Consider the following 20,129-nt stretch of genomic DNA (forward strand, 5'->3'; position numbering starts at 1 on the left):
TTTTATTAAGCTTTTTAGAACCTAGAACCTAGAACCTAGAACCGCTCTATGAATGCTTTGTATGCAGCACTTCCAGCAGTTGATCTTCTAATTCGAATCGAGTTTCCATCGCATGCCCTAAAGATGATAGATCTTTGTCGAGCTGGAATAACACTTTATCATCTACAAACTCGGTATATTTATCATTGAAATCTAAGGCTGAGTCTGTTGTTTCACTGATGCGGGGAACCAGGTTCTGGGCAAGCGTCTGGCTCGAAATCCCATGTTTTTCACAGGCTGTCACGACACGATCATAAACCTCGAAGTGCCCTTCAGAAACATAATCCATTAAGAGATCACAAAACTCTTTGATTGCGGTAATAGCCGGCAGTGATTTTTCGGTTGGCTCATAGGGAGGAATGCCTGCGATCTGGCAATAATTCACGAGTAGTTTGCGACGGTTATTGAGCCAATGATCGATAAGTGTGTTAGAACCACCCCATTTTTGTTCGGCTTTCTCTAGTTGTCTTAGCATGATAGTTCCCGTTAAAGAGTTCTTCCCTGACTCCTAATGTAGGTGACAACTAGGGTAATGATCAACCATTATTCGCTTATTTAGGCAGATATTATCAATTCAAAGAGATGATTATTTTGTATACAGAAAAATATGAAAATTGGGGAATTAAACAGCCAAAAAATAAAATGCCCAGCGATAGAATGCTATCGCTGGGCGAGTAAAGGTTTTGCAGGCTCGATGCGACGAGCTTCTTGATTGTTCTTGCTAGCGCAGACTTTTTATACCAAAGGCTGAAGGTGTGTGCAACTTTTTTCTGTCATATTGGGAACATTAACACCTATTTTTTGTCAGTGTATTTACATCCCAACTGTTCTCACTCTAAGTACGGCGGGGAATACAGAGATGGATAACTTGGTAGCACATTAATCTGCTTTGAGTATGAAGAGGTTAATGTCACATAAATGAGCTGATAGAGGTTACTTTATTCGCGTAAATGCTAAACTACCGACCCAGCGGAAATCAATAAATCTAGGAATAGAGCCAAATGGCAGAATTAAAAAATGATCGTTATTTACGCGCCTTACTAAAACAGCCTGTCGACAGAACACCTGTCTGGATGATGCGTCAAGCTGGCCGTTACCTTCCAGAATATAAAGCCACACGTGCAGAAGCCGGTGACTTTATGTCTCTGTGTAAGAATCAGGATTTGGCTTGTGAAGTGACACTTCAGCCACTTCGACGTTATGATCTCGATGCAGCAATCCTATTCTCGGATATTTTGACCGTACCAGATGCCATGGGCTTAGGTCTGTACTTCGAAACAGGTGAAGGGCCACGCTTCCAGCGTCCTACCGATACTATCGACTCAATCAAGAAGCTATGTATTCCAGATCCAGAAGATGAGCTGGGTTATGTCATGCGTGCCGTGAGCACTATTCGTCGTGAGCTTAAAGGCGAAGTACCGTTAATCGGTTTCTCTGGCTCTCCATGGACACTGGCGACTTATATGGTTGAAGGTGGTTCAAGCAAGACATTCGAGAAGATCAAGAAGATGGCCTATGAAGAGCCAGCTACATTGCACTTGCTACTCGATAAACTTGCTGACTCAGTAATTTTATACCTAAACGCTCAAGTGGCTAACGGTGCTCAATCACTGATGATTTTCGATTCATGGGGTGGTGCACTTTCACATCACGCTTACCGTGAATTCTCACTGCGTTATATGCAAAAAATTGTCGATGGTTTGACTCGTCACGCCGATGGCCGTCAGGTTCCGGTTACCTTATTCACTAAAGGTGGCGGTTTATGGTTAGAATCAATGGCTGAAACCGGCTGTGATGCACTTGGTCTGGATTGGACTGTCGATATCGGTGATGCACGTCGCCGTGTTGGTCATAAAGTGGCCCTTCAAGGCAACATGGATCCATCGGTACTTTATGCTTCACCTGAGCGCATCCATCAAGAGGTGGATCAGATCCTATCAAGCTACGGCGAAGGTACGGGTCACGTGTTCAACTTGGGCCATGGTATTCACCAGCATGTCGATCCAGAGCACGCAGGTTCTTTCATTAACTCTGTGCACGAGTTATCGGCTCAATACCACAAGTAATCTATAACATCTAGTACTCTTGTTGTGTTAATAAGGCTCGCATATTGCGGGCCTTTTTATTGATTATGGCTAAGATAAGTCACTCGAATTTCGCGAAATTATCACATAAAGTTCCAGATTGAACTTCGGGATGTGATTTTTATCAATTTTTGAGCCGATACCCGAGGATTACAGATCTTTTAATGCGCTATATCAAGGCTTACAAAATCAGATAAATGCAGGCTATTGACTACTTTAGCAACGAGTGAAACAAAACGGGTTTTATCCTGCCTGTAAATGCGCTATTTTGCATGCCGAAGTTATGATGACTGTCGTTATTTATTTTTGAATGTAGTGATCCGAGCTTTAGTTGTGAGCTTTTTGGTCGTTGTTATTAGGTAGCATGTTTTCAATGTAAGTCTGAGTTTTTTGCACCGGGAGTGTGCAAGGTAACAGCATCATCGATTAGGGCGCTCAAGGATTAGATGCCACCCATCAAACCCCTTAAAATTGAAATGCCATATCGGCTCTGAGTGAAAAATGTTCATTGAAATTGGTATAAGATGCGTATAGGGAAAAAGTTAATCGTCTTTATTGTAGGTTTCTGCCTTCCCGCGGTGATTTCTGTCTCTTATTGTTTAAGCATGTGGTTCGATCATAGAGTTGATACATTCAAAAACAGTGCGGTCAACATTGAACTCAGCACCATTAAGACCCAGATAGAAAAAGATATAAATCAGCTGCAGCTATTAGCTAATGTCTACGCCTTACCCCTTTCAAAACTTGCCATCGAAGAGAGAAAATTATTAGATGAAGCTTGGCGTGACAGTCAGCTTGCCGAGCATTTGAGTCTGTTTTATCTGAATAATGGTGAACTGCAGCCATTCTCCCCCATATACGATGACATCATGTCATTTGAGTTCGATACGGTGCCTGTCCAGCTCAAACATGCCACTCAACCCCTGTCCGGTATCTATATGCTGCAGGATAAGAGTTTCATCGTCAGCTTAGTGCCAGTTTCGCAGAGTCGTTCGATTATATTGGCCAGACAGCTTACACCCGAATATCTCTCTAGTTATGGCCTCAAAGGGTTAGTCAGTCATATCAATTTGGTGCCAGGTGAATCAAGTCTGGTCTATGACGTAAATAGTGATAAACCAATATCGAGTATCAAGGTACCAAGTTTAGTCTTTGAAAGTCCTGTTCATCTGGAAATTCAGTTCGCCGAAAATGCGTTCAATCAGGTGAAGTTAAAGTATGACCTGGTGACCTTCTCTATCGTGGGGGTGGGATTACTGATACTTATCATCGGATATATCTGGCTCAAGCTGGGGCTTATTCGTCCCTTCCGTCGACTGATGACTCAGGTTGCCGATATCGATCCCATTGCCAAAACCTACACGCCGCTTGTCGGAAGTGGTTGCTCAGAACTTGTTATCATGGCCGAGAGAGTGAATACCTTGCTTGCACGAATATTTCAGCAGAAGGAGCGCTTTAAAACGACATTAGAATCGATTGCCGAGGCGGTGATTCTGACCGATATCGGAGCTAAGGTGGTGTATTTAAATCCCCAGGCCGAGCGGTTACTCGGCGTTAAAGGGGAAAGTGCCATAGGCGTTTCAGTAGACTCCTTGGTAAAAACAGACAAGAGTATCAAAGATGACCTGTTTGAATTCATGTTTAGTCAGGCTCAACAACCCGTATTAAGTAAACTAAAGCTGAAAACCGATAAGACTCGAATTCTGGAGCGTAGTATCAGTAATTTACTTAATCAGCAGCGGATCGTGATAGGTACTGTGATTGTGCTTCGCGATATTACCCGAGAGGAGCTACTTAAAAGGCAGTTAAGGCAAAAGGCTAACTTCGACTCCATCACTTCACTATTAAATCGTCGCGCCTTTGAAGAGAGGTTGGAGAAATTTAGCCATGATGCTCAATCGATAGCGATCTGCTATTTCGACCTGGAGCAGTTCAAGTTAATCAATGACTCCTGCGGGCACAGCGCCGGAGATACCATGCTGGCCATGGTAGCAAAAGCGATGCAATCCTGTTTGAGTAAAGATGAGATGTTAGCTCGGTTAGGTGGAGACGAGTTCGGTTTAGCTATCCGGGATCATAATGCATCAGAGGTGGCTCAGCTGGTGAAACGGATCGTTTCCAGTGTTTCGATGCAGGTGCTACGTGATAATGGGTGCCACTATAAGGTCGGGGTCAGTGCCGGTGTGGCTATCGCTCGGGCACCCTATATCAGCCCGAAAGAGCTGATCAAAGATGCCGATGTGGCGTGTATTGCCGCTAAGCGAAAAGGCAGTAATCAAGTTCATTTTTACGATGATAACGATAAAGAATCCATCTATCAGCGTAACGCACCTATGTGGGCGGTAAGAATTGGTCAGGCGATAGAGCATAATGAACTACTACTCTATTACCAGCCAATCAAAGGTATGGGCCCGGGCGAACATAAACAACGCATGGAGATCTTACTTCGCATTCAGGAACCATGCGGGCGCATCTTATCTCCGGCCCAGTTTATTGAAGCCGCTGAGCGGTTTAAGCTAATGAATGATGTCGATAAAGAGGTCATTCGAAAGGCATTTCTGTGGTTGTCGCTGCATGAAGAAATTTGGGATGATCACTGCATCTCGATTAACCTTTCCGGCAATAGCTTAGGTGCCGAAGGCATGGTGGAGTACATTGCCGAGCAGTTTAAGCGCTTCGAGATCCCGAGCAAATGTATCTGTTTTGAGATCACAGAGACCAGCGCGATTCAAAACAGAAATCGAGCCATGGATATGCTCAATTACCTGCGTAAACTAGGTTTTTCATTTGCCTTAGATGATTTCGGTACCGGTTTCGCATCGTATGGCTACCTGAAAGAGCTTCCTGTCGACTACGTAAAAATTGATGGCTGTTTTGTCAAAAGTTTAGCGACCAATGCGAAAGACTTTGCCATCGTTAAGTCCATTCACGATGTCTGTGATGTGATGGGAATTGAGACTGTGGCAGAGTTTGTTGAAAATCAGGATATTATCGACAGGCTTGAAGATATCGGCATTAACTATGCCCAAGGCTATGCAATAGGCCGCCCTAAGCCTTTAGAGACATATATTGAGCTTAGACGTTCCAGAGGGCAGCCGTTGCAAGCTAAGCCCGCACTGGAGCTTATCAGTGCCTGAGTTTTTTCGTCGGGTATATCGGTCTCGGGGCTGAACTCGCTAACCCTCTAACGAACAGTTGATTAAGCTGCCCATTTTCGTTGAATAAAATAAGGCCTGATACTCGAGAGTATCAGGCCTTAAAAGTCTATGGCGGCAGTGGAATGTTTCACTGTGCCATAACAGCTTTAGTTTACGGTCAGATTTACCTTGATCAGCCACCAGGCTCTGGCTTGAATATCACCCATCTCGATGACACCACCCGCGCGATAGGGTTTGGCAAAGTGTACTAAGGTTATCGGTTCTAGAGCCTGATAGGTGCCAACTGCCAGCGATGGATTAAAGAGATCCGTTTTATCGAAGCTTACCATCACCTCAGAGTTTATCGGTTGTTTTAGGCCCGGGCACTCATAACGAATTTTAGCGCCTACAGGATAGGCTATTTTACTGCCATCGGGACAGTGGCTGGTGTTTTGCAGTCTGACGGTTACTAAGGTGCAAGTGGTTAAGACTGATGGGTCATGACAAACGGTAACCCTCTGTGTGGCATAACCGCCGGATTTTTGAAGATTATCACCCATGGTTTCTGCTTCTGAACGGGTATCGGAGGCCGAGAAGTATGTAACATCTCCGGCAGCCACATCGATGGGCGAAGTTATCGATAGCTCGGTGCCGTCGAACGTAAATACAGACTTTTCACCAGTTCCCTCTTCGATAGGATTGACATAAACATCATAATCGACAGAGCTTGGCAGGTAATCATCGCCGCCGTCATCGGTGACGGTTATACGGACAGAAGTGTTAGTACGCGAGGCTGCGTACTTGAGTACCCTCAAGGTGCCGTTTCGGGTTAATTCATAAGTCTCAGGCTTTTCTGTGTGTGTGAATTTGAAGCTAAGCTCTCCGAATTGATTGCCAAGCTCTGCGGGCGCCATCTCAAGCCCCGGGTAATAACTCGCGCCGGGAACCTGTTTAGCAACGGTCAATCCAGGATGCTTAGCCTTACCGACGTTAACCGTGAAGCTGCGTGTCGTGTCCTCAAAGTTGCGGCTCACCTCAGTTACCTGTACCTGAGCCGAACCGGCTCCTTTAATTGTTAGCGCACCGCTACTTGAGTCTGCAGTCACTACCTGTCGATCGCTATAATCGACATAGTATTTAATCGTACTCTCTGTCGCGCTACCCGATACAGCGGGTGAACTAAGCTGCTTACCCTCTTCATATATCGTATCTATGAGTGTTGAAGTCAGGCTCAAATCAACATTCGCTGCGGCCTTGGCTATCGTTACCCGTAATTGCACTCTACGAGGGGCGATTGCCGCACTTCCTGAATCAGTAAGCGTGTAGTAAGTGGTGCCAGCATTTTTAATAGTGACGGTGCGGTTAACAATATCGATATTGACGACATCGTCAGGTTGGCCTCTCTCGAGCTGAGAGCTTAGTTGTCCAACGACACCCGATACCGGAATAGTGACGACCTTGTTTGGGGCATAGCCTGCCGAAATGGCTAAGGGTTTCAAGGTACCATCGGCATAGCCTACATCGACAATGAAGTCAGTTGTTTGGCTCTGGTAGTAGTCGTTGCCATGATCGGTTGCGGTTATCCAACCCCGACCGGCACCGGTTAATGTGATGACCTTGGTCGTCGGATCTTGGCTTAACACGTTAGCCGTTGAGTTGGCAGAAATCGCGTAGGTGACAGGCCCCTGACTTCCTTTCGCTACCGGTGTATAAACGGTATTGGCCACATTATCGTACAGATCATCGTCGACACTGAATTGATCGTTAACGAGTTTATTGATGGTCACGAAGAAGCTGGTAGTTTGCGGTATGTAGAACAGATCACCGTCATCGGTGACTGTGATCTCTGCCTTACCGGGTTTCAGTACCGTCATCTCACCCGATAGTGCATCAATGCTTACCACATCCGTCGCGCTATCTTTTGCAAGAGAGAAGCTTAGCTTGCCCTGCCTGCTTGCGACTTGAGCCGATATCACCTTGTTTTGCTGGTATGCACTCTCAAGATTGACAGAGGAGAGCGGTACCGATTGAACACGTTCGACATTCACTGTGGTAATAACCGTTTTACTCAGATAGTTTCTGTTTCCTGAGTCTGTTATCTTCACCTTCGTCTCACCGATACCGCTGAAGCGGTATTGTCCGGTTTCGCTGTTGATAAAGTTGATCACATCGGTTGACTCGCCATCGACAATCTCGAAAGTGAGGGTTCCCTGAGCGCCGATTGTTTGCAGTCTTGGCTCATCATCGAATCCATAGGGGAGCGTTAGATCATTGGCGATAAAATCTGTGTTATCGGCTTTGTTAATTCTGACTTTAAAAGTTTGCTTGGCAATATCTTGATGATTATCTTCAGCTGTCTGACTGACGACGATTTCTGTCTCTCCGGCTCCTTTGATATTCATCACACCCGTTATTGGGTGGATCTGAACTACATCTTGACTGGCATTCTCTGCGATAGCGTAGCTTATCTCACTTGTCGGTGATCCTGAATAAACCGGAAGCAAGGTGCCACCAAAAACCAGTGGTTTATTGGTGATGTCTCGATAGGAAGCAAACTGCGAGTTTGCGGCTTCGACGGTAATGGAGAATTGACTCTCGCTGGCCTGGTAGTTTCGCCCCCCGTCATCTTTGACGGTAACTTGAGTCTGCCCCTCGCCCCAAACAATTAGCGAACCTGCGATGTCGATTTTGACAACATCATCGGGATAACCAGTGCTGAGCTCGTAAAGCAATTGACCTTTTGCACCACTAACGCCGACCTGGTGAATCGCACCGGCAGCATAAGGGTAGGAGTAGTTATTAGTCAGCAGAGGATCACGACTCGCTCTGTCGACAGAAACATTTAGTGATCTGCTTGTGGCTTTATACTGGCTATTACCACTATCGGTAACGATTAACTTGGTTTGACCGACATTTAATATAGTTAGGCTGTTTTGATTGACTCGCACTACGTCATTCGCAGCGCCGTCGGCCAGGCTGAAACTTATATTGCCCTGAGAACCACTGAGTACTGGTGTCAGGCTACCATCGGGTGAATAGTCGACCCGGATATCAAGTGCTGAAAGCCCCGGATGAGTTAGTTTCTCTTGTGTCGGTGTCGTGGTGTCATCATCACCGCCGCCACCGCATGCGGTGATCAGGAAGGTGATCATTAATAACAGGTATCTCATCGGGCCCCCGGCCAAATTAAAAAGAGCTGGAGTATACGCAGGTGAAAAGTCTGTAACAATGGCGTTTTGTAGTGTTTTTACGGTGTTACGTAGGCCAATGTTTAATTATTGCAATGATTATGCACTTTGAAGAGGTATTTGTTCCACTGCTTTGCTTCAGCCCTTAAAAAATAAAGCACCTGATATCAGTAGGGATATTAGGTGCTTTATTATGCAGTAAGTCTGCATGCGATGATGAGTGTGACCTCAGTCTCGTTTTAAGTTAATTACCTCTTAAGGGTTATTACCCCTTCCATTAGTAGGTATTAACTCTCCCGTGAGATAGCGCGGTAGGCGATATCGGTGCGGAAGTAGACATCATCCCAGTGGATCTTATCGACGAGTCCATATGCAGCTTGTTGTGCCTCTGTGACATTATTACCCAGAGCGGTAGCACATAGTACGCGACCACCGTTGGTCACCACGTGGCCATCTTTCATGCAGGTACCGGCATGGAAGACCTTGGCGTTATTGTTACCCAGATCTAAACCATCGATAACGTCGTGCTTGCGGTACGCTTCCGGGTACCCTCCGGCGGCCAGCACGACACCGACGGCGGCGCGCTCATCGAATTCAGCCGTAACCTTATTCAATTCGCCACGGGTGGCAGCCAGGCAAAGCTCAACTAAGTCAGATTTCAGGCGCATCATGATAGGCTGAGTTTCAGGGTCGCCGAAACGGCAGTTGTACTCTAATACCTTAGCGCTGCCATCGGGAGCGATCATCAAGCCCGCATAAAGGAAGCCGGTATAGACATTACCTTCTGCTGCCATGCCATCGACCGTTGGGCGGATGACGTTATTGATTGTCCAGTCATGTACGGCTTGAGTGACAACCGGAGCGGGTGAATAGGCACCCATGCCGCCGGTGTTAGGACCATGATCGCCGTTATCACGGGCTTTATGATCTTGGCTGGTGGCCATAGCAAGAATGTTTTTACCATCGACCATGACGATAAAGCTGGCTTCTTCACCTTTAAGAAACTCTTCGATAACGACGCGAGAACCGGCTTCGCCAAACTTATTGCCAGCCAACATATCTTCGATAGCCGCGTCTGCTGCTGCCTGATCTTCAGCAATGATCACCCCTTTACCTGCGGCAAGGCCATCGGCCTTAATCACGATAGGGAAACCTGTCATGGCTGTCACTTCTGTCACATAGGCTTTAGCCGGCGCGATTTCTGTAAAATTAGAATAGGCTGCAGTTGGAATGTTATGACGGGCTAAGAAATCTTTTGTGAAGGCTTTAGAAGATTCCAGCTGCGCCGCGCCTTGGGTTGGGCCAAAAATAGGCAAACCCGCTTCATTGAAAGCATCGACAACGCCGAGTGCCAACGGGACTTCAGGGCCGACAATGGTGATCTCAATGGCTTTCTCTTGCGCAAAGGCGACTAATGCAGAGATCTCTTCTACATTAATGGCCACATTTTCTAATTTTGGCTCCAGAGATGTGCCAGCATTACCAGGGGCTACAAAGACTTTTTCGACCTGTGCAGACTGCGCCGCTTTCCATGCCAATGCATGTTCACGACCGCCGCCACCTATGACTAATACATTCATTTTTTTATCCTTAAAGAAGTTCTTAGGATCGAGGAGCTAGGAACTAGGAACTAAACCCTAGAACCTAGCTCCTTCTTATCATTAATGACGGAAGTGGCGCATTCCGGTGAATACCATCGCCATGCCGTGCTCATCTGCCGCGGCAATGATCTCTTCATCACGAATCGAACCACCAGGTTGGATGATACAGCTGATACCCGCAGCAGCGGCTGCATCGATACCATCACGGAATGGGAAGAAGGCATCGGACGCCATAACTGAATCCTGAACTTCCAGCCCTTCATCGGCAGCCTTAATGCCAGCCACTTTCGCGCTGTATACGCGACTCATCTGGCCTGCGCCCACGCCGATAGTCATGCTGTCTTTAGCGTAAACAATGGCGTTTGATTTAACGAACTTAGCCACTTTCCAGCAGAACATCAGATCTTTCATCTCGGCTGCGGTGGGTTGACGCTTAGAAACCACTTTCACGTCATCCAGGCCGACCATACCTTGATCTCTGTCTTGCAGCAGCAGCCCACCGTTGACTCGCTTATAATCTAAGCTCGTGGTCTTAGTGTTCCACTCGCCACATTCGAGAAGACGAAGGTTGGCTTTAGCAGCCACGATATCGCGAGCGGCTTGGCTCACTTTCGGTGCGATAATGACTTCAACAAATTGGCGTTCAACAATCGCGCTGGCCGTTGCCGCATCGAGCTCACCATTGAAAGCGATAATGCCACCGAAGGCCGAGGTCGGATCGGTTTTAAAAGCACGGTTATAGGCATCGAGAAGATCACTACCTATAGCCACACCACATGGGTTAGCGTGCTTAACGATGACACAAGCCGGTTCGCTGAACTCTTTCACGCACTCGAGTGCTGAATCGGTATCGGCGATGTTGTTGTAAGACAATGCCTTACCCTGTAGCTGTATGGCGCTCGCGACAGAAGCTTCATCGCCCTGGCCGTTAAAAGAGGGGCTATCGACATAGAAAGCCGCGGTCTGGTGGCTGTTTTCGCCGTAACGCAGATCTTGTTTCTTCACCAGCTGAGTATTGTAGGTACGCGGGAACTTAGAGTCGTGATGGCACTCATCTTTACTGTGTGCCGGTACCTGAGTGCCGAAGTAATTAGCAATCATGCCGTCATATGCTGCGGTGTGCTCGAACGCGGCTATAGCTAAATCGAAGCGAGTCTCCAGCGTCGTGCTGCCTTCATTAGCATTCATCTCAACAATAACGCGGTCGTAATCACTCGCGTTAACTATGATGGTGGTGTCTTTATGGTTTTTCGCCGTAGAGCGAACCATAGTTGGACCGCCGATATCGATATTTTCGACTGCATCGGCCAAAGTACAACCCTCTTTCGCCACAGTCTCTGCGAATGGATACAGGTTGACGGCAACCAGGTCGATAGGCTTGATGTTGTTTTGTTCCATGACGAGCTCGTCGATACCGCGGCGCGCTAAGATACCGCCATGCACTTTAGGGTGCAGGGTCTTAACACGACCATCCATAATTTCAGGATGTCCGGTATGATCCGATACTTCAATGACAGGCACACCGTTATCAGCCAAAAGGCGGGCGGTGCCACCAGTAGATAGCAGTTCTACGCCTTGAGCGTGTAGAGATTTTGCAAACTCAAGGATTCCGGTTTTATCTGAAACGCTTAACAGCGCGCGACGAATGGGTCTGGCATTATTCATTTTGGGTACAGGGTCCAGTAGTTATTTTTAAGGATCTTTCGGAAAACAGAACAGCATAATAAATTGTAATGCTTAACCGTTTTCCAAAAGTCCCTCAACTCTAGCTTCTTTAGTCGCTCCCGTTTCGTAGCGCGCGTATTTTAACGTAAAAAGTATCCCTAGGCTTTTTTTTTCTGCACGATTTCACAATACGCTTTTGCGAACAACCCCCCTCAGATAATGGAATTGTTTCGAAGGCCTGTTGTTTATGATGACGGCTAATTTGTGCAGAGCGTCACACTCTGTTTATTTAAAAGGGTTATATATACCCAAGCTACTTCAAAATGCTCGTTTCAGAGCTCCCGTAGGATGGCTGAACAAGGCAGTGATTGAAGAGAATGGTGAGTCCCTTTTCAATATCACTAACGCAGTGCAGGGATTCTACGGAAGCTCCCGAAGGGCAAGGCGAGAAGCAACATGTTTCTGCGTTATGAAATATTGAATTAGAATAACTAGTACTGCAATTTCATGCCTTGAACTCTGTTACTTCTCGACATGCTGAATCCTGCATTTCGAGGTTGTTTGGGTATAACAATATTTATCGCATTATAACCCTTGACCTTAGATTTAACTCCAAGGTTTATACTCTGTAATATTCAAGACTCATTGTGGTGATAGGTAAGGGCGATATATGTATCGAATTGGCGAGCTGGCTAAGCTATGTGAAGTGAAGGCCGACACATTACGATTTTATGAAAAACATGGCCTATTGGCGCCTTCCTCACGCAGTGACTCGGGTTACCGTTTATATAGTGAGAGTGATGCGGAGCGATTGCGTTTTATATTAAGAGCTAAGGCGGTCGGCTTTACCTTAGCCGAGATCACCGAGCTTCTCTCTATCGAGTTAGACAAATCCAACTGGGCATGCGCCGATGTTAAAGGCTTGGTGGATAGCAAGTTGGCTCAAGTGAATGAAAAAATATCCGAGCTAAATCACTTTCAAGTGTCACTTCAGCGTCTGTCGGATGCCTGTTGTGGAGGACCGGAGAGTGCCGAGCATTGCTCTATCTTAGAAGCGTTAGAAACGAATACCGATAACATTAAGTGTGAAAATCACGCTCATCATCATGATAAATCACAGTATACAAAAAATTGTCAAAGTAAGGGTTAGGTATGTTGTTAGCAAATTTTATTGACCTGTTTTTAGATTCAGCCCCCTGGTTATTGTTGGGCCTCGTATTAGCAGGCATGCTGAAAATGTTTGTGCCTATGGTATGGATGCAAAAACAGCTCGGCGGCCATGGCTTTAAAACCGTGGTTAAGGCAGCCGTATTAGGTGCGCCTCTTCCTTTATGTTCCTGCGGGGTTATTCCGGCAGCGGTTGGCTTGAGACGCTCCGGTGCATCTAAAGCCGCGACAACTTCATTCTTAGTCTCCACTCCCGAGACCGGTGTCGATTCGGTGACCGTCTCTTATGTGTTGCTTGGCCCTTTCATGGCAGTAGTCAGGCCTATTGCGGCTGTTATCAGCGCGATAGTGGCAGGTCTGTTGGTTGGGCGAGATGATGATACTCCTACAGAAGTTAAGCCAAAAGTAAAAGAAAGCGGTGAGGTGAGTGGATCTTGCTGTGGCAGTAAGAATGAAGCAAGCAAGAAAGCAGTTACTATGACGCCTATGGCCGCAACAGAGCCATTATTAAGTGGCGTAAAGCCAGCATCTACATCTTGTTGTAGCAGTAAGGAAAAAGCTAAAGAACCTGAAGTTTCACCTTGTTGTAGCAGTAAGATAAAAGTTGAGGAGCCCAAAGCTTCATGCTGTAGTTCACAAAAGAGTGATGCGAGTGATAAGAGTGAAAGTTGCTGTGAATCGACCAAAGATGTCGCTACTGAGCTAAAAGGCACTTCGGTGATCAGTCGTATCGGTAAGGGGTTGCACTTTGCTGCAACGGATCTGGTGCGTGACACTACGGTTTGGTTATTAATCGGACTGTTCTTTGCTGCACTGGTACAGACTTATGTGCCGGGGGACTTCATGGCTAAATGGGGGGATGGCATCTTAGCGATGTTGGTGATGGTACTCATCTCAATTCCTATGTATATCTGTGCCACGGCATCGACGCCTATTGCTGCGGGATTACTCTTGGCTGGTGTTTCTCCCGGTGCTGTACTGGTATTTATGCTCGCGGGGCCAGCGACCAATATCGCCACCTTAGGTGTCGTGACTAAGGAACTCGGGAAACGAGCGCTATTTGGCTATCTCGGTGGAGTATTGGGTGTCGCACTCGTTTCGGGGATTTTGGTCAATTATCTGGTTGCCACATTTGGCTTTGAAGTTATGCCGCAGATCGGTGAGCAACATAATCTCTTGCCATCTGTCGTGGTGTACACCTCGGGTGTCGTACTGGCGATATTGATGCTGAAAGTACTACTCGAGAAGCTACCAAAGAACTGGTGGCGCAGAGATTGCTGTTCTTAGGTTTCAAAGTAAACGGTTTTAAAAGAGAGGGCCTTTGATAGGCCCTTTTTTATTACCTAAATGATCGCCATTGTCTTTGTCTTTTTGCCAAAAACAAATAGAGCAACACATCAAACTGCAAGCTTTAAAAATTTAGAATTGATTTTCTAGGTGCTTATCGCATGTTATTTTAGTTTATTGAGTTCTAATGTATGTGTCGCCATTAATTCATTTTATTCAATGACTTATGTTTCGTTTTAATCTTCGGTTAATCACTGTTTCAGTGTACGTTAAGTGAAACATCTGTGCGAAATCACCTTCAGTTATCATCTTTTTGTTTATGCCTCTCACGTTTGGAGTTTCTCTTCGTAAATCATATTTTTGCTGGTTAGTTATCACTCTGATTTTTCGGCTTTACTCCTTTGACTCGGCTCAATAATTTACTCTCTTTTCAAAAAATATATCCCTACAAACGTTAATGTATTTATAGGGGCGAGCAGATCGCAATTAAAAAAAGTAAAATTCGGGAGTGGCGATGAAAGTACTGAATAAGCGTTATCTGGCTTTGGTAGTGGCTGGAGCGATGGGCTTAAGTGCCTGTGGAAGTGATGGTAAAGATGGCGAAGATGGCACTACGCCGCCACCGCCAACGGTAGGGGGCTCTCAAGTCACCAATGTTGAGATGCTGTCTCACACCTTGGAAGAGGGACTGGTGCGATTTGAGTTTGAGATCACCAATGAAGAGGGAGTCTTAATCACCGGGCTCGAGGAAGCCAGCGCGGAAGTGGCGGCACTAACCGAGAAAGGTATCCAGCGTAGCCGTGATGGCTCTGTGGGTGGCAGTGCCAATGTCTCTACCGAAGGTGCCAGCCTCACCATGACTCAAGATGGTCGCTATGAGTTTATCGCGCCCATGGCTGCGGTAAATGCGGGTACCGAAGGACTTATTCGTTTAGCCGTTGGCGGTGGCGATAATATCGCTAAGTCTCGTTATATTGTGGTCGATAAAACTGAAAATATTCATACGACATCGACGGCGACCTGTCAGAGCTGCCACGTGGACTTCTTAGCCTCCTCAATTAAGCATTCGAGTTATACGGCAATAAATGCTGAAGGCGAAACTGACTTGGTTGCCGGGTGTATGGCATGTCATAACCACGTCCCGCGCGATGTGGATGATAGTGGTAGTTCATTGAATACCGGCGGTTATGCTAAGAATAGCCTGCAGAAGATTGGTCATATCAATCATCAGAAGTTTGAGAAGGATTTTGCTCCCTCTAACTGTTACACCTGTCACGCAGAGCCTATAGAGACTGTCTATTCACAGCAGACATGTATTGATTGTCATGATACTGCGAATGTTGAAACTTCAAATTTAGCGGCGACCTTCAATTCCTTCAATGAAGGTAGTGATATGCGCTTGTTCCATAAGAAGATAGCCGAAAAGAAAGCGGTTCATGAAGAGCATAGCTTGGCCACATCTCAGGTTTACAATAATGAGTTAGGTGAGTTCTGTACCGATATCTCTCTGTTCAAGGGGGAGGAGCAGTTAGATCTGGAGGGCTTAACATCGGACGGTACCATCTCTTATATCGGGGCTTATCTGCACGGCTACGAGAATGCGTCTATTGTTGGTCGCGCGGCTCGCTCTTATAGCGCAACCTTCGATGCTGCTGGTTCTGCAACATTATGTTTTTCATCTCTCGATGAACTGTTCCCTGAAATCATCGCCAGCTCACGTGTGACCTTCAACTTCGGGGAAGATGCGGGATATGATGGTGTAACGCTTCACGGTTACTCTGATGCTCTATCCGGTACTGAATATGCGCGTCGACACTCTGTCACCGCCGACAGCTGTACAACGTGTCATACCAACGGTAGCAACTACCACAAGAACGGTAGCTACAATGATGGTGGCTTAGGTTGTGTCGCGTGCCATAACAATGGCCAGGACCGCAACGCTAAGAGCTCTGCACCAGGTTTTGGTCCTATGGTCCACAGCATGCACTGGGGAGTCGGTAACACGGCGACAGATCCCGATGGTGAAGCAAACTCGGCAGCTAAGTTAAATGCCGAAAACTGTGTCGCCTGCCATGCTGAAGGTATCGATATCGATGCTATCCCTAATCAATATATCTTATCTAAAGCCTATAACGGCGGAGAGTCGGGTGTGATGACCAGTCCGGTAACCGCTAACTGCTTTGCTTGTCATAATGATGATTCGGCTAAGAATCACATGCTTCAACAAGGTGGCGAAATCAACGTTGAGAAGCTTGAAGATTGGTACACATTACCAACATCAGAATCTTGTTCAACTTGTCATGCCGAGGGGAAATCTTACGGTATCGAGAAGTTCCATGTATTCGAACGTTAAGTTAAATGGACCTTCATCTATGGATGTATTTCGTTAGATATTGAATTGATACACGGCTCCCCTGCAGGCCGTCGTTTTAAGACACTAGATATCGATGCGACAGACCTGGTGAATGTTCAGTTTGCCAAGGGCCCTGCGGGGCCCTTTTTGTTGTCTGGAGTTTATACCGATTGGTATTACACTTTGAACTCCCGCTTAATGGTCAGATATTTGGTCTCATTAGTATCGTTCGCCTTTCTGTTCATTTTCCTCTAGGTTATACCCATCTTGTTTAATCCTGATTGGAATTGTCAGGGTTAATTATGATGTGAAGTATATGGATTTTTTGACTAACGATTTCGAACTGAAAATTTGGGATATTAAAGAGGGAAATATGAAAACGTCTCTTCACCTTAGTGCGCTAGCGCTAGCCGTAACCTTAGGATTGGGTCTTACCGGGTGTTCAAACACCGCTAAAAGCTCGAATGAGCTTGTAGCAAGTGAACCATCAAATGTGCAAACATCTGTGCAGAAATATGATGCCAAGACCTTCTTCGAAACCACAACCTATTTTGGTTCATCCTTCTCGGCAGATGGGCGCTCCATCTTGATGGGCTCCGATGAAACCGGGATCTTTAATCTTTATAAGATGGATGTTGCCTCCGGCAATAAAGTCGCACTGACTAACTTTAAAGACACCACCTATCCGATATCCTGGTTCCCTAATGATGATCGCGTATTGCTGACTCAGGATAATGGCGGCAATGAGCTCTATCACCTGTTTGTTCGTGAGATCGATGGAACTATCACGGATCTGACCGATAGTGAAAATACCCGTGCCAACTTCGTGAACTTTACCAATGACGGCGAGTTCTTCTATGCCACCACTAACGAGCGCGACCCAAAGTTTATGGATCTCTATCGTTATGACGCTAAGACTTATAAACGTACCTTAGTCTTTAAAAATGAGCTGGGTTTTGAGATATCTGAGGTGTCACCGGATGGGTACTTTCTCTCATTAGCTAAAACACATACCAACAGGGATAGCGACACATACCTGTTAGATTTCAGAAAAAGAACCCTGAAGCCTACGCTGATTAGCGAGCATCAAGATCCGGCCAATTACAGCCCAATGACCTTCTCTTCCGATAGTCAGTTCCTGTACTACAGCACCGATGCCAAGGGGGAGTTTGCACAAGTTTGGCAATACGATATCGCCAGTGGCGAGCATGTTTTGGCGGTGAAAGATGATTGGAATGTCAGCTTTGTCTACTTCTCTGAATCGGGAAAATATCGTGTCAGTGGAGTTAACGCCGATGCCAGCACGCGTATCAGCATTCTAGATACCGAATCAGGTAAAAAGGTGAGCCTGCCTCAACTACCCGGAGGCGATCTGCGCAGTGTCAATTTCTCCAAAGATGAAAGCACTCTGTCATTCTATATCAATTCAGATACCTCACCCTCTAACCTCTTCGTCTGGAAGATGGATAGCGAGTCAGCCAAGCAGCTCACTCAAGCACTGAACCCAAAGATTAACCCCCAGGACTTAGTCGCGAGTGAAGTGGTGCGCTTTAAGAGCTTCGATGGATTAGAAGTGCCTGGCTTACTGTTTAAGCCTAAGGGGGCGAGCGCAGACAATAAGCGTCCTGCCGTGGTATTTGTTCATGGTGGCCCTGGTGGCCAGAGCCGCACCGGATACAGCGCTATGCGCCAACATCTGATTAATCATGGCTATGCAGTGTTTGCGGTCAATAATCGCGGCAGCTCAGGTTATGGTAAAACCTTCTTCCATCTCGATGATAAGAATCATGGTGAGAATGATCTGCAGGATATCGTCTACGGAAAGAGGTATCTGCAAGGCTTAGATTGGGTCGATGCAGATAAGATTGGCATCATGGGGGGGAGTTATGGTGGCTACATGACAGCCGCAGCCTTAGCCTTCGAGCCGGAGGAGTTTAAGGTGGGTATCGATATCTTCGGTGTCACCAACTGGGTGCGTACGCTCGAGTCTATTCCACCTTGGTGGGAATCGTTTAAGAAGGCCTTATATGATGAAATGGGTGACCCGGCGACAGATGCCGAGCGTCACAGAGCCATATCACCACTGTTTCACGCGCAAAATATCACTAAACCTTTGATGGTGATCCAGGGAGCGAACGATCCTCGCGTCCTCAAAATCGAGAGTGATGAGTTGGTTGAAAAGGTGAAGCAAAACGGAGTGCCGGTGGAATATGTGGTGTTCGATGACGAGGGGCATGGTTTTAGCAAGAAAAATAATCGTATTACGGCATCGGAAGCCTATGTGAAGTTTTTAGATACCTATCTTAAAGGGGATGGCAGTCAGCTACCTGGTGAACGGGTCGCAACCAAGTAGCTTCTTGGTACACAGTTTAAAATTGGTTTGAAATAGAAAAGGCACTCAATTGAGTGCCTTTTCGTTTGCTATTTTTAGCTGGCCTTTAAACTATGGTCAGTGTTTAAGCAGCAAGTACAAAGAGAGCTAGAAGTTACGCTCTGTGACCTCTCCAAGCTCTACAACAACCCCTTGCTCGTCGATATGGATAAAGAAGGGAGGAGTCTTATCAATATCATTTTCATCTGAGTCATCTTGTTGAGCAACACAGGTGTAGCCTAAGCTATAGGTGCCGGCATCGAGAAAACCGAACTCGTATCCCTGACCAGTCTCAGTCCCACCTTCGTCAAAAATTGGGTTAACACGAGCCGATGCGAGAGGCGCGACCTCTGTCAGCAGATAAGGCTCATTTTCGGCCCTGAAGTCGGCCATATTCGTCAGTATCGTATCGATTGGGTAGAGATAAACTGCCTGACTATATTCATCAGGGAGTTCTAATCCGACAGCCGCGGACTGACATTCAGAGAAAGTAGCAGAGCTTACCTGCCCGGAAATCCCGCCTATCTCTGCGGCATTGACCAGCTGCACAGATGTGGGTTTCAAGGTCCAGTAATCTTTATTGCCGTGAGGGGCCTGCAGGCCTTTGGCCAGATTGAACTCGGCAACGAAGGTGTTGCTTCCCTCCTCGATGGTAAAGGTTTTATTTAAGAACAGGCGACCCGTGTCTGGATCTTCGGCGCCAACACCGCCGCAGGAGCCATTGCTGTTGGTAGTCAGTCCGGCTATGCCATCGGCTGTTTCTACATAAGAGCTTCCAGAGGCTGCGGCCTCATTATTTTGCATATAGATACACATCTGGTACTCACCTACCGGAACCGATTCGCCACTGACGAGTGTCGCGACCTCGGCGCCTTGTACCGTAAGTAGATCGACATGCTTGAGTCCACCACCTTCTATGGCATCAAATGAGATAGAGCCTTCATCATTCTTTAGGACGACTTGCTTAAATGCGATGTTAACTATCTCGGCATCGGCTGGATTGTCCGATACTCCCAGGTTAAAGATACCGGATTCAGGGTCAGGAGATGAGTTATCATCGCTGCCACCACATGCCGCAAGCAAACTCGTCAGGGTGATAGCGAGTATTGTCTTAGTGTGTTTCATAAGTTACCTTCGATTTTATACACGGCAGCGGCTAGATTCTTATGTTTTCTTATCTGACATTGATTACCGCCACTGCCTGAGAGAGATAGTATCTATCGCTATTAATCATAGG

Annotated in this window: 11 protein-coding genes; 6 read left to right on the forward strand and 5 right to left on the reverse strand. The window is 46.5% G+C overall.

Annotated features, from left to right (window positions below):
* Positions 1-46 precede the first annotated feature (46 nt).
* Positions 47-514 (reverse strand): Rsd/AlgQ family anti-sigma factor, encoded by a 468-nt coding sequence (locus tag SSED_RS02320; protein WP_012140789.1) that lies wholly within the window; start codon positions 512-514, stop codon positions 47-49.
* A 526-nt stretch (positions 515-1,040) separates the two neighbouring features.
* Between SSED_RS02320 and hemE the strand changes: the two genes are divergently transcribed.
* Both hemE and SSED_RS02330 read left to right on the forward strand, forming a co-directional pair.
* Complete coding sequence (gene hemE / locus SSED_RS02325; protein ID WP_012140790.1) at positions 1,041-2,105, forward strand: uroporphyrinogen decarboxylase; 1,065 nt, start codon at positions 1,041-1,043, stop codon at positions 2,103-2,105.
* 542 nt (positions 2,106-2,647) lie between these two features.
* A complete protein-coding gene (locus SSED_RS02330) occupies positions 2,648-5,260 on the forward strand; it encodes a bifunctional diguanylate cyclase/phosphodiesterase (RefSeq protein ID WP_012140791.1) in 2,613 nt (870 codons plus the stop codon).
* A 167-nt stretch (positions 5,261-5,427) separates the two neighbouring features.
* Here the strand turns inward: SSED_RS02330 and SSED_RS02335 are convergent, their stop codons facing one another.
* The 3 genes from SSED_RS02335 to purH all read right to left on the reverse strand — a co-directional run bounded on the left by SSED_RS02335 (position 5,428) and on the right by purH (position 11,714).
* On the reverse strand, positions 5,428-8,430 hold the full coding sequence (locus tag SSED_RS02335; RefSeq protein WP_012140792.1) for a hypothetical protein: 3,003 nt from the start codon (positions 8,428-8,430) through the stop codon (positions 5,428-5,430).
* 305 nt (positions 8,431-8,735) lie between these two features.
* The gene (purD, locus tag SSED_RS02340; protein WP_012140793.1) at positions 8,736-10,028 is read right to left on the reverse strand and encodes a phosphoribosylamine--glycine ligase; all 1,293 of its coding nucleotides are present in this window, start codon (positions 10,026-10,028) and stop codon (positions 8,736-8,738) included.
* An 81-nt stretch (positions 10,029-10,109) separates the two neighbouring features.
* On the reverse strand, positions 10,110-11,714 hold the full coding sequence (purH, locus tag SSED_RS02345; RefSeq protein ID WP_012140794.1) for a bifunctional phosphoribosylaminoimidazolecarboxamide formyltransferase/IMP cyclohydrolase: 1,605 nt from the start codon (positions 11,712-11,714) through the stop codon (positions 10,110-10,112).
* Between the two features lie 670 nt (positions 11,715-12,384).
* Between purH and zntR the strand changes: the two genes are divergently transcribed.
* The 4 genes from zntR (at position 12,385) to SSED_RS02365 (ending at position 18,874) form a co-directional block, all read left to right on the forward strand.
* Positions 12,385-12,864, forward strand: a complete 480-nt coding sequence (gene zntR / locus SSED_RS02350; protein ID WP_012140795.1) for a Zn(2+)-responsive transcriptional regulator — start codon at positions 12,385-12,387, stop codon at positions 12,862-12,864.
* Positions 12,865-12,866: 2 nt separating this feature from the next.
* Positions 12,867-14,168 (forward strand): SO_0444 family Cu/Zn efflux transporter, encoded by a 1,302-nt coding sequence (locus SSED_RS02355; protein ID WP_012140796.1) that lies wholly within the window; start codon positions 12,867-12,869, stop codon positions 14,166-14,168.
* A gap of 514 nt (positions 14,169-14,682) precedes the next feature.
* Positions 14,683-16,521 carry a multiheme c-type cytochrome gene (locus SSED_RS02360; protein WP_012140797.1) on the forward strand — a complete coding sequence of 613 codons (1,839 nt, stop codon included), beginning with the start codon at positions 14,683-14,685 and terminating at the stop codon, positions 16,519-16,521.
* Positions 16,522-16,894: 373 nt separating this feature from the next.
* The gene (locus SSED_RS02365) at positions 16,895-18,874 is read left to right on the forward strand and encodes a S9 family peptidase (RefSeq protein WP_041421922.1); all 1,980 of its coding nucleotides are present in this window, start codon (positions 16,895-16,897) and stop codon (positions 18,872-18,874) included.
* A gap of 126 nt (positions 18,875-19,000) precedes the next feature.
* On the opposite strand, the gene SSED_RS02370 is transcribed toward SSED_RS02365, so the two are convergent.
* Complete coding sequence (locus tag SSED_RS02370) at positions 19,001-20,017, reverse strand: DUF4382 domain-containing protein (protein ID WP_012140799.1); 1,017 nt, start codon at positions 20,015-20,017, stop codon at positions 19,001-19,003.
* Between the last annotated feature and the right edge of the window lie 112 nt (positions 20,018-20,129).

The organism is Shewanella sediminis HAW-EB3 (assembly GCF_000018025.1).
Taxonomy (GTDB): domain Bacteria; phylum Pseudomonadota; class Gammaproteobacteria; order Enterobacterales; family Shewanellaceae; genus Shewanella; species Shewanella sediminis.

Excerpts from the sequence above, each read along its gene's own strand:
- SSED_RS02320 (WP_012140789.1), bottom strand. The coding sequence starts at position 514 with ATGCTAAGACAACTAGAGAAAGCCGAACAAAAATGGGGTGGTTCTAAC.
- hemE (WP_012140790.1), top strand. The coding sequence starts at position 1,041 with ATGGCAGAATTAAAAAATGATCGTTATTTACGCGCCTTACTAAAACAG.
- SSED_RS02330 (WP_012140791.1), top strand. The coding sequence starts at position 2,648 with ATGCGTATAGGGAAAAAGTTAATCGTCTTTATTGTAGGTTTCTGCCTT.
- SSED_RS02335 (WP_012140792.1), bottom strand. The coding sequence starts at position 8,430 with ATGAGATACCTGTTATTAATGATCACCTTCCTGATCACCGCATGCGGT.
- purD (WP_012140793.1), bottom strand. The coding sequence starts at position 10,028 with ATGAATGTATTAGTCATAGGTGGCGGCGGTCGTGAACATGCATTGGCA.
- purH (WP_012140794.1), bottom strand. The coding sequence starts at position 11,714 with ATGAATAATGCCAGACCCATTCGTCGCGCGCTGTTAAGCGTTTCAGAT.
- zntR (WP_012140795.1), top strand. The coding sequence starts at position 12,385 with ATGTATCGAATTGGCGAGCTGGCTAAGCTATGTGAAGTGAAGGCCGAC.
- SSED_RS02355 (WP_012140796.1), top strand. The coding sequence starts at position 12,867 with ATGTTGTTAGCAAATTTTATTGACCTGTTTTTAGATTCAGCCCCCTGG.
- SSED_RS02360 (WP_012140797.1), top strand. The coding sequence starts at position 14,683 with ATGAAAGTACTGAATAAGCGTTATCTGGCTTTGGTAGTGGCTGGAGCG.
- SSED_RS02365 (WP_041421922.1), top strand. The coding sequence starts at position 16,895 with ATGAAAACGTCTCTTCACCTTAGTGCGCTAGCGCTAGCCGTAACCTTA.
- SSED_RS02370 (WP_012140799.1), bottom strand. The coding sequence starts at position 20,017 with ATGAAACACACTAAGACAATACTCGCTATCACCCTGACGAGTTTGCTT.